12 protein-coding genes are annotated in these 12,660 nt (G+C 37.9%); 5 read left to right on the top strand and 7 right to left on the bottom strand.

Annotated features, from left to right (window positions below):
• A partial coding sequence (gene pruA, locus B0E44_RS14870) for an L-glutamate gamma-semialdehyde dehydrogenase (RefSeq protein WP_077376925.1) occupies positions 1–1,175 on the top strand: 1,175 nt, incomplete at its 5' end.
• Between the two features lie 112 nt (positions 1,176–1,287).
• Positions 1,288–1,845, top strand: coding sequence for a Crp/Fnr family transcriptional regulator (locus B0E44_RS14865; protein ID WP_077376913.1), 558 nt, complete (start codon positions 1,288–1,290; stop codon positions 1,843–1,845).
• Between the two features lie 295 nt (positions 1,846–2,140).
• On the opposite strand, the gene B0E44_RS14860 is transcribed toward B0E44_RS14865, so the two are convergent.
• The 7 genes from B0E44_RS14860 to dinB form a co-directional block, all read right to left on the bottom strand.
• Positions 2,141–3,439 carry a PcfJ domain-containing protein gene (locus B0E44_RS14860; protein ID WP_077376910.1) on the bottom strand — a complete coding sequence of 433 codons (1,299 nt, stop codon included), beginning with the start codon at positions 3,437–3,439 and terminating at the stop codon, positions 2,141–2,143.
• On the bottom strand, positions 3,436–3,813 hold the full coding sequence (locus tag B0E44_RS14855) for a Cas9 inhibitor AcrIIA9 family protein (protein ID WP_077376907.1): 378 nt from the start codon (positions 3,811–3,813) through the stop codon (positions 3,436–3,438). The genes B0E44_RS14860 and B0E44_RS14855 overlap by 4 nt, the downstream gene beginning before the upstream one ends.
• Positions 3,814–3,839: 26 nt before the next feature.
• Positions 3,840–4,199: a hypothetical protein gene (locus B0E44_RS14850; RefSeq protein WP_077376904.1), complete on the bottom strand. Its 360-nt coding sequence runs from the start codon at positions 4,197–4,199 to the stop codon at positions 3,840–3,842.
• A 43-nt stretch (positions 4,200–4,242) separates the two neighbouring features.
• Positions 4,243–4,635, bottom strand: a complete 393-nt coding sequence (locus B0E44_RS14845; RefSeq protein WP_077376901.1) for a single-stranded DNA-binding protein — start codon at positions 4,633–4,635, stop codon at positions 4,243–4,245.
• 445 nt (positions 4,636–5,080) lie between these two features.
• On the bottom strand, positions 5,081–5,515 hold the full coding sequence (locus tag B0E44_RS14840; protein WP_077376898.1) for a DUF1810 domain-containing protein: 435 nt from the start codon (positions 5,513–5,515) through the stop codon (positions 5,081–5,083).
• Between the two features lie 71 nt (positions 5,516–5,586).
• The gene (locus tag B0E44_RS14835; protein ID WP_077376895.1) at positions 5,587–8,640 is read right to left on the bottom strand and encodes a DNA polymerase III subunit alpha; all 3,054 of its coding nucleotides are present in this window, start codon (positions 8,638–8,640) and stop codon (positions 5,587–5,589) included.
• A 45-nt stretch (positions 8,641–8,685) separates the two neighbouring features.
• Entirely contained in the window at positions 8,686–9,867 is a 1,182-nt protein-coding gene (gene dinB, locus B0E44_RS14830; protein ID WP_077376892.1) for a DNA polymerase IV, read from the bottom strand.
• A gap of 87 nt (positions 9,868–9,954) precedes the next feature.
• Between dinB and B0E44_RS14825 the strand changes: the two genes are divergently transcribed.
• The 3 genes from B0E44_RS14825 (at position 9,955) to xseB (ending at position 12,647) form a co-directional block, all read left to right on the top strand.
• On the top strand, positions 9,955–10,719 hold the full coding sequence (locus B0E44_RS14825; RefSeq protein ID WP_077376889.1) for a LexA family transcriptional regulator: 765 nt from the start codon (positions 9,955–9,957) through the stop codon (positions 10,717–10,719).
• 301 nt (positions 10,720–11,020) lie between these two features.
• Positions 11,021–12,460, top strand: a complete 1,440-nt coding sequence (gene xseA / locus B0E44_RS14820) for an exodeoxyribonuclease VII large subunit (protein WP_077376886.1) — start codon at positions 11,021–11,023, stop codon at positions 12,458–12,460.
• The gene (xseB, locus tag B0E44_RS14815; protein ID WP_077376883.1) at positions 12,435–12,647 is read left to right on the top strand and encodes an exodeoxyribonuclease VII small subunit; all 213 of its coding nucleotides are present in this window, start codon (positions 12,435–12,437) and stop codon (positions 12,645–12,647) included. Before xseA ends, xseB begins: the two co-directional genes overlap by 26 nt.
• Positions 12,648–12,660: the final 13 nt, after the last annotated feature.

Genomic DNA, 12,660 nt, shown 5'->3' with positions numbered 1-12,660 from the left:
TCAACGTAGAATTTATGACTCAGATTTATGCTGACCAGCCAAAATCGTCCTCTGATATGTGGAACCGTTTAGAATACAGACCTCTTGAAGGTTTTGTATACGCAATAACTCCATTCAACTTTACTGCAATTGCTGCCAATTTGCCTGCAAGTGCTGCTATGATGGGGAATGTTGTAATTTGGAAACCAAGCGACAGTCAAGTATTCTCTGCCAAAGTTATTATAGATGTTTTCAAAGAAGCAGGAGTTCCTGATGGTGTGATCAACGTTGTTTTTGGAGATGCATTAATGATTACCGATACTGTTTTGGCAAGCCGTGATTTTGCCGGAATTCACTTTACAGGTTCTACTCATGTATTCAAAGATATTTGGGCCAAAATTGGAACAAACATTCACCATTACAAAACATATCCAAGAATCGTTGGAGAAACAGGAGGTAAAGATTTTATCATTGCTCACCCAAGTGCCAACCCAAAACAGGTGGCCACAGGAATTGTTCGAGGCGCATTTGAATTTCAAGGACAAAAATGTTCTGCTGCTTCAAGAGCTTATGTACCACAAAGCTTATGGCCTGCTATTAAAGAACAATTGATTACGGATACAAAATCAATGAAAATGGGTTCTCCAGAAGATTTCAGCAACTTTATTACTGCTGTAATCCATGAAGGATCTTTCGATAAATTGGCTAGCTATATTGACCAAGCCAAAAAGGACACTGATGCGGAAATTATAGTTGGTGGAAATTACGATAAATCTGTTGGATACTTTGTTGAGCCAACTATTATCGTGACTACAGATCCTCATTATTCTACAATGGAAACCGAATTATTCGGACCTGTTATGACGATTTATGTTTATGAAGACGCTAAATGGTCTGAAACATTGAAATTGGTAGATTCTACTTCTGAATATGCTTTAACTGGAGCCGTTTTCAGTCAAAATCGTTACGCTATTGAAGAAGCTACAACCGTTTTGCAAAATGCTGCCGGAAACTTCTACATCAATGACAAACCAACTGGAGCTATCGTAGGAATGCAACCATTTGGTGGAGCAAGAGCATCTGGAACTAACGACAAAGCAGGTTCTGCATTGAACTTATTGCGTTGGGCTTCTCCTAGAACTATAAAAGAAACATTTGTAACTCCAACTGATTACAGTTACCCATTTTTGGGATAAAACGATATAATTTTTTTAGAAATGGTAATTTCCCCGTTTCTTTTGGCTGTGCCATTGAGGTGAAAGAATGGTTTCTTTAAAGTGATTGTTTAATTTTAAATTATTAGTAAAAATGCAGGAAACATTAAAAGAGCACATCGGTAAAGTAATTCAAATTTCTCATGAAGAGTATTTAGATATTGAATCATATTTTACCAGAGTATTTTATAAAAAAGGCAAATATTTAGTAGAGGCAGGAAACACAGCTCCATTTGAATTTTATATATTAAGAGGACTGGTAGTCTCATGGCACATGAATGAAGTTGGCAAAAACAGCATCATACAGTTTGCTATGGAAGGTGATTGGATTTCCGATATTCAGGCATTTAATACAGGATCCTCAAGTTTTATTGACATTAAATGTCATGAAGATACTGAGCTGTTTTTTATTTCATATGCCGATAAGGAGAAACTTTGCAGCATCTCTAAGAAAATGGAATATTTTTTTAGAAAAAAAAGTATTGCAAACAGTCTACTGCTCCAGAAGCGTATTTTGACATTTATGTGTCCTGATAAAAAAGCGCGATTTGATCAGTTTTTACTGCATTACCCAAAAATTCAGTTACGAGCCCCGGCGAAACTTATTACCACTTATTTGGGGATTACAAGAAAGACTTTGAGTCAGATGTAACAAAATTGACGCAGGAATGATTATATTACTTAGTTTTGGAAAGAAATTTATCAATAAAGAGCATCGGTAAATCGTAATGAAATTTAAATGAAAATACAATTAGAGCATAAGTAAAGTCTATAGAGAAGTGCAAAGAATGTTCTGTTCTTATAGTTCAAAAAAGCACTTAGATTACCTTCGAGAATGGCAGCTGGAATAAAATATTTTAAATTGATAGAGTGGAGCTTCATGTGAGTGTTTGCAATATTAGAAGCGGAAAAACCGAAGAAACTTCGGTTTTTCCGCTTCTAGGATTTTACAGTTTTTTCTTTTTCAGTCGGGAACGAATCAGATAAAGATTTTTTTTCATCAGTTCCAAAATGGCTTTATGATGCTGTGATTTGTTGTTTTTCATGCCCTGGCATTGAAGTATTTGCAAATTAGAAAGAGAGTACTCTATAGTTTCAACGGGCTTATTATCTATTCGTGCAGAAAACAGCAGGGAATCTTTCTTTTTGAAATATTCGTTGGTAAATACGCAGTGTTTCAAGCTGTCGCCTTCTTCCATAAATTCAGCAACATTTTCGAGTACAGAAATAGTGATTCCTGCCTCTGAAAAACAAAGCCCGAAAAACTGTTTTTTTTCCTGATAATATAAATCCTGCGCCTGCTGAATTTCAGCACGCATTTTCTTAAGGTATTTTTTTCGCTGCAGTTCTCGTTTTCGCTGCACTAATTTATCATGTGCTGTGCTTAAATCCTCAGGGCAGACAAAATCGGGACAGCCAAGGTCTTTTTTAAACCAGCGAAGCAGGGAAACATAATCTTCCCATATTTTAAAATCTTCAATTGGATAGCTGTATTTTATGCAGGTTTTAACCGCCTGCCAGTTCTGTTTAATGTTCTGCCCATGGGAGCAGAGATAATAAGACAGCAGGGAAGTCTGCGAAGATTTTAAAAGTGTCTCTGCAATAGCGTCTTTTAAAAGTGAAGCAAAAAGAATCTGCGGAGCGATATTGTAAAACCCTCTCTTAAATCCGTTTCTTTTCAAAATAGGAAGCACTTTTATATTTGGAGAAACCTTATACGGATTAATTCTATATTTGGGCGAGTTCTGAAAATCTTTTGGACGGATTTCAAGAGGCGAATAGTACTGCCATGCATCGTAAGCATGTGAAAAAACATTTGTACTGATTGACATGGTGCGTACTTCACCTTTTTGATTTATCCAATGCTGCATTACTTCCTTATGATAATAGGACGGCAGGCAGTTTTTCTTCATCTGTTTGGTTGAACAGACAATGCGTACTATTTGAAAATCCGATATGCAGGTTATTGCTGCGCTATATTCCATTTCTTTGAAATGTAACTGATTGCAGCCATACATTTTAAGTTTTCCTTTACAAGCGGTGCATCTTGTAAATTTTAAGCACTGTTTTTTGGATTCGGATTTCCAAGCATGCCCGCAGTCAAGGCAGTGAAATTTTCCTCGTGATACTACGCCCCATTTAAGAAAAATGGTCTGTTCTGCCCAAGACTGCATTTCGGCGGTAATGGGGGCAAGTGATTCGCTTAATGCAGCAATCTGCTTTTCTATGGAAGTGCGGGGTTTCATAGGTCAAAAAGTGTTAGGGTTTTCTGTAGTGGTTCTACTGTTACCACATTTTCGGGTTTGCTGATCGGCAGGGGCATTGCAGGGGCAGGAGTGAATAAATCAATCTTTGCAGGCTGATTTAGCACTGCTCTGCATTTCACTGCATTAGGCGCAGCAATACTGTCATCAGTATAATATTTGACAGCCATGTCAAAAATTTCCTGATTATCAAAGGCACACAATCCTGTTTTTTTGACCTCGCCAAAAATATAATTAAAACAGCTTTCGATGTTTTTAGTTTCTTTGGCAAGGCTTTGTGCAAAGGCGGCATCGTTCAGCGCAGCTGCACTCAGGTAATTCTCTATGGCGGTTTTAAAGGTGTCAGATGGTTTCATAATGCATAAGTGTCTGATTAAAAAAATTATTCAAAATAGTTTCTGTAAATGGTATAGCAGTACTCCTCAAAGCAGAGCCAGCATAAAAAAGTGTAGTGAGGCAGTTTATAACGGTTGGCAACAGGCTCGCCGAATGCTTCCTCCAAGACATTTTTGATGCCTTCCAAATCTTCAAGGTGTCTGATATAAAAAGCTCTGCAGTCGATGTGATAGACAAACTCTCCTATCATGCCGCTTATATAGCCCCCCTTCTGCAGGTCTTCGAGGAAAGACTTCAATTGCTGTTTTTTCTTTCCGCTGTAACCGTCTAAATGGCTTAAAATGATTTCGTTGAATACACGGCATACATCGTACTCTGTGTACTCGTTTTTATCTAAGGCTTTCATAATGTTCTTTTTTGGCGCTTATAAATACAATCCGAACACTCCTTTAAAATGGCAGGTCATCGGGGTCGTCTGATTTGTTTTGTTTTTTGGGTGCGGAAGCTGCGTTTACTGACTTCTCTTCTTTTTTGGCAAAAGCCAAGATTTTAAGACTGTTAATGTGAAAAGTCAAAGACCCCATCGCCGAACCGTCGTGACCGATATAGGTACTCAATCCCACACGTCCGAAGAGCTGAACTAGCGCACCTTTTTTGAGCCATTCTGCCAGTTTTGCGTTCAGCCAATACGAACAGTCAATAAAGGTTGTTATCTGTTTGTACTCGGTGCTTCCTTTTGGTTTGTAACTGTCATTGATGGCAATGGAGAAGTTAACGACCTGTTTTTCATTTCCCACTCTGCGGGCTTGAGCATCTTTTGTAATACGTCCTGTGATTTCCATGATTTTAAATTTTAGTGATTACTTTTTTTTAAAATTTCTTTCTCCCTTTTTTACAAAGAATGTTTTCAAAAGAAAAAACGGAAAAAAAGAAAGCAAGATGCCAGCAGCGCATCCAGTACAGAGTGCTATAAGTCCCGAAGGGTGGGCAAGAGAAGCGTAGCGCATTATGCGCACGGGAGTATTGGGGCGCTGCTATCTTAGCTGCCTTTTAGTCCGTTTCGAATGAAAATGATTATTGCTTGTCCCTGTCTAAATTTTTATATGTAAACAGGAAAACCGCGCAAGAAGAACAGGCGTGAAAAACCTTCTTTGAGTGTTATAAAAGGTATTCTTTTGGTTTTTGCGAAAAAAAAAGACACCATCAATGTGCAAAGACAAAGAATGGTTTAATGTCTTTTTTATAATAAATAATCTGTTGAAATTCTTTGATAAATTCCTGAGTAGCTTATAGTAGTGCTGCATTAATAATAGACAAAGTAAGGGAATCAGACTGCCCAAAGAAAAAAACCTCCAATACTTCTTTAAATACGGGATTTGTATTTTTAGCTAATGCAAAAAGAGTCATTGAAGAACGCAGTTTAAGTGCATCCAATTCTCCAAAGACTGCTTCTGCTGATTTATGTTTCAAGCGGAGTAGCAGTGCTGTAATTTCTATAAGGTGTCTGCCTAATATGGGATGCTCAAGAAATTCTTCAGCTTCTTTTATATTCTCAATTGCATAATATCTGGCTGTATCGCTGGAGCCAAGTCCTTTTATCTGGGGAAAGATGAACCACATCCAATGGGTTTCTTTTTTACCTTTTTCAATTTCAGAAAAAGCGGTGAGATACATTTTGTTCTGCGCCTCTAAAAAGCGCATTAAATTAGCAGAGTCAGCCATTATGGTATTGTTTTAAAAAAATAAAGGTTTATAAAATTACAAATAGTCATGGTATTGTCAATGAAATTTGATCAGGAAATCATTCTATACCTTGGTAAATTAATCTCATGTTCCTGAGGATAGGGAGCGCGATGGGTACTGCTGACATCTTCTTTGATTTGATTTTGTGTTTTGAACTGGTCTTTGGCATCCATATATCGGGGGTCGGGGATGAAGGGCATTTTTGCCATTTTGGTTATGGTGATGGTAGGGAAATGATAATCGACTTCTACAGTACCCAGTAATAGATAACAGCCACCTCCCAGAAAAGGATATTGTGTTAGACTGTCGGGAAAGTGGGCCGTATCAAAATAAGAGCCTTCATGATCAATCCAAGTGCCAAAATACATAGTTCCTCTTTTGGTTGGCACCTGTTTTCTTGATATGAGATAGGCCAGCATGCGTACTTGTTTTTTATGACAGTTAAGCAGGTCTTTGGCCATAATATCTCCACGGTTCTTGGTCTGCAAAAGATCAAACGGTGAGCAGGATACCGGGAAACTCAGCAGTTCAATTTCGTCAAAAGCGTCTTCAAACAGAGAACGCTCCAGCGTTGGGAGCTTGTATTCCTTAACTGGTTCCTGTATCAACAGTAAGTTTCTGTTTTCGAGTTTAAAATTATTCAACAGCAGACTGGCAATGACCAATAACTGATTTTTGGATTTACCGCTAAAGCGAAAAGCACCGATAAAAATCAGGATTTTAATGCCTTCAATACCCATTGGGATTCGGTTGATAAAATCCTCCAGCGACAGAAATTCACCGTTCCTGTTACGATCCGAGACTATAAAATAGGACATTTTAGATTCCAAACTTTGCAGATGCATAAAACCCAAATAGACTTCAGTGCCATAGAGCGTGGTTTCGTATTCACTTTTGTTCACACAGGGATTATGGATGGTGGCTCCAGCCATACGTGCTTCGTGCACATAGACTTCGGTTCTGTAAAATCCACCCTGATTGTTGATGACGGCCACCATAAACTCAATAGGGTAATATACCTTAAGATACAGGCTTTGATAACTCTCCACAGCATAGGAAGCGGAATGCGCCTTACAAAATGAATAGCCTGCAAAGGATTCAATTTGCCTGTATATTTCCTCGCTAAGGGCTAGGGGATGTCCTTTTTGGGCACAGCAGGCAAAGAAATTGTCCTTTACTTTTTGAAGTGCCTCTTTGGAACGTCCTTTGCCACTCATGGCACGACGGAGAATGTCGCCATCTGCTGCGGGGAGGCCACCGTAGTGAAGGGCAATTTTAATGACATCTTCCTGATAAACCATAATGCCATAGGTTTCCCCTAGCTGTTCTTTAAACACCTCGTGAAAGTATTCGAATCTGTCGGGATGGTTGTGGCGAAAAATATATTCTTTCATCATACCCGACTGTGCCACACCCGGGCGGATAATGGATGAGGCCGCCACCAGTGTTTTATAATTATCACATTTCAGGCGTCGTAGTAATCCACGCATGGCAGGGCTTTCGATATAAAAGCAACCAATGGTTTTGCCTTGTGCCAAATAGACATTGGCCAATGCTTCGTCTTTAGAGAGAGAGGTATCACGAATATTCACTCGGATTCCCCTGTTTTTCTCGATGAGTTTCACGCTGTCATCAATATGTCCTATACCGCGTTGACTCAGGATGTCGAATTTTTCGAAGCCGATGTCTTCGGCGATATGCATGTCAAAAAGCACAATTGGAAAACCCTTGGGAGGCATTTCCAATGGGGTGTAATTGGTAATGGGCTCTTCGGAGATTATGATCCCACAAGAATGCATGCTGCGCTGGTTTGGGTATTTCTCTAATAGCATACCGTATTCCTGAACTAATTTCACTATGCTGTTGCTATCGTGCAACTTCATGGGATTTTTGGCGAGTATGTCGAGTTCTTCTTTGGGCAATCCAAAGACTTTGCCCACTTCCCGAAAGATAGAACGGTATTTGAACTCCACATTGGTACCGCAGAAGGCAACATGATCGGCTCCGTATCGATTAAAAATATATTCCAAAATTACATCGCGCTCTTTCCAACTCCAGTCGATGTCAAAATCGGGAGGGCTTTTGCGGTTTAGATTCAAAAAGCGCTCAAAATACAAATCAAGTTCCAGCGGACAAATGTCTGTAATTCCTAAGCAGTAGGCAATGATGCTATTGGCACCGCTACCACGACCAATGTGCATAAATCCACGACTGTTACTGTAGCGAATAATGTCCCAAGTGATTAAAAAATAACCGCTGAATTGTAGTTGGTCAATCACTTTAAGTTCTTTTTCCACTCGAGCCTTTGCCAAAATGTTCTCTTTACCATATCGCCATAAAAGTCCCTGATAGGCTAGGGTGGTTAACAGTGCCAGATCACTTTCCCGGTTGGTGGTATAGAACTTTTTATTTCTGGGGGTATTGAATTCAAATTTAAAGTTGCACAAATCCATTACCGTTTGTGTAAAAGCAATAATTTCGGGGTACTCATTATAGGCCAATAAAAGGGATTCCAAGGGCAACATTACTTCAGAAGTCTTGCAATAGTCGGATGAAGTAAGTTTGGACAGAATGTTGTTGGTATCTATGGCACGCAGGATCTTATGTAGGTTGAATTCTCTTTTGGTTCTGAAGGTTACGGGCTGGAGGATAACCATTTTTGAAATTTTGCTTTTCCATTCCGATAGAAAAAGTTTGGGGAGTTCTTCCGGGCGAATTCCAATATACTCATTTTCCCGAAGTGTGGCGGGAGCATTTTCCAACGAGTAAATGATTAACACGTTATCGAATTCAGGTGCGCAAATAGGCAAGGATTCCCCACTGAAATTATGGGCAGTTAAAAAGCGGTTCATCTCGGCAAGTCCATTAGCGTTCTTGGCCAGACCAATATACCGTAATTGGTGTTGACAACGAAACTCAATCCCTACAATGGGTTTAATACCCAAAGCATCACATCCTTTTATAAAGTCATAGATTCCCGTTACAGTATTAATATCCGTAAGCGCCATAGTTTTTACCCCACAGACAGTCGCTTGCCCAATAAGTTCTTCAAGGGGAATGGTGCCGTAACGCAAGGAATGAAAAGAATGACAGTTGAGGTACATGGAGAGTGTTGTTTAATCGTTTAACTGTTTAAAAGGTTTAATTGTTTAGGTTTTTCGTTTTAAAATTTCATCTTTTGTATTGGGTTTAAAGGAAGCACCGGCGCAACGCATAACGGCATCAAATCCATAACGGCTCTTCATTTTATCCATAGCGGCATAAAGGGATAGCATTTCCTGGGTATCTTCAAAGAGATTAATTTGGTAGGTTCCTCTGACGAGTCCGCTAAAACGGATGCCTATTAAGCGAAGCCGCATGCGTCGTTGATAGAGTTTGTCAAAGAGATCAGTTACATTTCGGGTTAGGATATGGTCTGCCGAGGTATAGGCTATTTTGCATTGTTTGGTTTCGGTGTCAAAATTGGCGTAGCGAATTTTAACCACTATCGTTGAGGTTAGCCACTGCTCGGAACGGAGTTGGAAGGCCAGTTTTTCGACCATACCCATTAGCACCGATTTGAGTTTTGCAATATCAATGGTATCCTGGGAAAAAGTATGTTCGGTAGAAATGGATTTTCGTTCAGTATAGGGTTCTACGGGACTGTTGTCAATGCCATTGGCTTTTTTCCATATTTCCAGACCATTTTTCCCAATCATCTGCCCTAATACTTCGGCCGGCATTTCGGAAAGCGTCTGTATGGTTCGAATCCCAATTCGGGATAAAAGCTGAAAAGTCACATTGCCCACCATGGGTATCTTTTGAATGGATAAAGGGTTTAAAAAAGACCGTACGTCATTTTCGGGAATCTCTAAATTTCCTCTTGGTTTGCCTTCACCGGTGGCTATTTTGGAAACTGTTTTATTGACAGACAAAGCAAAACTAATGGGTAATCCCGTTTCTTTAATTACGGATTGTGCCAGTTCATTCGTCCATTTATAACTGCCATGAAAACGATCCATACCGGTAATGTCAAGATAGAATTCATCAATGCTGGCTTTTTCCATTATAGGGGCTTTTTCCTGAATCACCTGTGTGACATCATGCGATAATTTGGAATATAATTCCATATCGCCTTTAACAATCTTGGCCTGTGGGCAAAGCCTCATAGCCATGTTGATGGGCATAGCCGAGCGCACCCCAAAACGACGTGCCTCATAGGAACAGGAGGCTACCACACCGCGATCACCACCACCAATAATTAGGGGAATCCCCTCCAATTGGGAGTTTCCCAATCTTTCACAGGATACAAAAAAGGTATCCAAATCCATGTGTACAATTGCCCGTATCATTTTCCTTTGTTTTTGTAGAGTACAAAATTAGTACAGGTTGTATCAATTTTTTATATATTTGCTGATACAAATTGTATCAAAATTATTATGTCCCTATTTTCAGACAACATCAGAACCCTTCGGGTAAATCATAAGATATCGCAGGAGAAACTTGCCGAGAACCTTTGTATTGCAAGAGGGAGATATGCTAAGTATGAAGAGGGTAGATCGGAAGCTCCCTACGATATTTTAAAGAAAATAGCACATTATTACCATATCAGTATTGATTTATTACTGTCTGTTGATGTACGTAAAATTGACACAGAAGATTTACTGAAATTAGAAAACAACCGGTTGGTACTTCCCATTATGGTGGATAGGGATGGAGAGAATTTCATAGAAGTTGTAACTCAAAAGGTAAAGGCAGGATATTTAAACGGTTATGCCGATCCAGAATATATTGAAAGCCTACTGCAGATATCATTACCTTTTTTAGGTCCGGGCAAGCATAGAGGATTTCCGGTGGAAGGGGATTCCATGCCTCCCCATGAGGATGGTTCTATCATTGTTGGCCGTTATGTGGAATCACTAGGCGAGGTACTTGATGGCAGGACATACATATTCATCACTAAAAATGAGGGTATGGTTTATAAGCGTTTGAACAAAAACAAAAAGAACGCACTCGTTCTGGAATCCGACAATACCTTTTATCCTAGCTATGAAGTCAAAGCCTCCGATATATTGGAGATTTGGGAATATACGTGTAATATTGGACGAAATGATAAGAAGTCAGATAGTCATAATCCAAACAGTTTACTGGATTTAATTATTAAAATGAGGGAGGAAATCAGGGAAATAAGCAGTAAGATATAAAAATACCAGATTCATAGGTTTATGGAGCAATTATATAACTGGTGTGTAATTACAAAGCAGGGAAAAAGTCAAGCTGGATTCTAAAAGGCATATAATGCCGGACTTAATCCATACGATAAGTTAGCTTATCCAATACTTTCATATAATACAACTGCACTATTTTTTTAAATAACATTACTTTAAATACCAGCGACTGCATTTTGCGTTATCTTACTTTTTGTAAGTTTACATATTGTATTTAATTTATCATCTTAAAATCGACTGGTGAGATCTTTGATTAATCTGGTATACTTTAAAATATTTGGAAACAGAAAAGCACATAAAACTCTCCGAGCTTAATGGTATAATTTTAGAGACTATTAAAAAAAAATTCAGCGCTATTAAATATTGGATAGTAGCTGATGTCACTAATCATTCCTATAAAGCAGATAAAAGATACCATAATTTTGATTTAGTTGAAAAGGACAGTAATTCTAATAATATAATTGCAAAAATTGCCGGAAAAGCATGGGGTAATGGCTCTATGAGTATTTCAGATTTTGAAAAGAACACAGGTCAGAAATTCACAAATAATATAAATGTTCTTGTGCAGGTATCAGTTGAGTATCACCCCTTATATGGTCTTTCGGTTAATGTAATTGATATTGACACCAACTTTACGCTTGGTATTTTAGAGCAAAAAAGAAATCAAACACTCCAAAAATTAGTTCTCGAAAATGAATTTATAAAAAAAACAGGAGAATATTATCAAACGAAAAATAGTCAGCTCAAATTAAAAAAGGTCATACAAAAAATAGCATTATTATCCTCTATAAATTCTGCGAGTGGTGAAGATTTTAAGCATACTTTGGAAGTTAATAATTTTGGATATAAATTTTTTATTGATGATTATCATACAATTGTCCAGGGAGAGAATAACTCAAAATTATTTTTAGATAAACTAATTGAAATTTATAATTCTAAAATAGATTATGATGCAATTGTTATAACAAGAGGAGGAGGGGCTCAAACAGATTTTCTTATTTTTGATGATTATCAAATAGGAAGAGCTGTAGCTAAATTTCCAATCCCGATTATTACAGGTATTGGACATCAAAAAAACGTTACCATTGTTGATTTAATGGCTCATACACAAACCAAAACACCAACAAAAGCAGCTGAGTTTATTATAGCGCACAATAGAAATTTTGAACAAAATATGGTATCATACCAAAAGTCTATTTTAATTAAATCGCAGCAAATATTTTTAGTTAATTTTCAATTATTGGGATCGCTTAACAGTTCAATAGTAAATAATACGAGAAACATTCTTGCTGATAAGAAAGATGAAATTGTCGCTATCAATCAAGTTACCATTAATAGTTCAAAATCTATACTCTTTAATCACAGAAGAAATCTTGTCCATACTTCATCACAAATTCTCTCAAAGCCCAAAATTATTCTGTATAACAGAATTAATGACATAAAAAATACAATCAATAATTTAAAAACATTCAGCAATCAATATCAAAAAAATAAAAGAGGTTACTTGGGGCATTATGTTTCAATTATCAAGATGATGGCTCCTGAAAATATCTTAAAAAAAGGATATGCAATTGTGAAGGTCAATAATGAAATAACAAGTAATCCCGACGACTTAAAAATAGGAAGTGAGATGGAGATCATACTTTCCGATACCATTATAAAATCAACCGTTAAAGAAAAAATACGATACAATGGAAAAGATAAAACTAACCTATGAAGAAGCCTACAAAGAGCTGGCTCTAATTGCTTCAGAAATCGAAAACGAAACCATTTCAGTGGATGTATTGGCCGTCAAGGTGAAAAGGGCTTCAGATCTGATTACATTCTGCCAAGCCAAACTGAAATCTACGGAATCTGAAGTAAACAAAATTATTGCTCAAATGGAAAATTCAAATCAGCAATAATTATGTGGAATGA

Source organism: Flavobacterium sp. A45 (assembly GCF_002001005.1).
Lineage (GTDB): Bacteria > Bacteroidota > Bacteroidia > Flavobacteriales > Flavobacteriaceae > Flavobacterium.
This window is presented reverse-complemented; position numbering and strand designations above follow the sequence as displayed.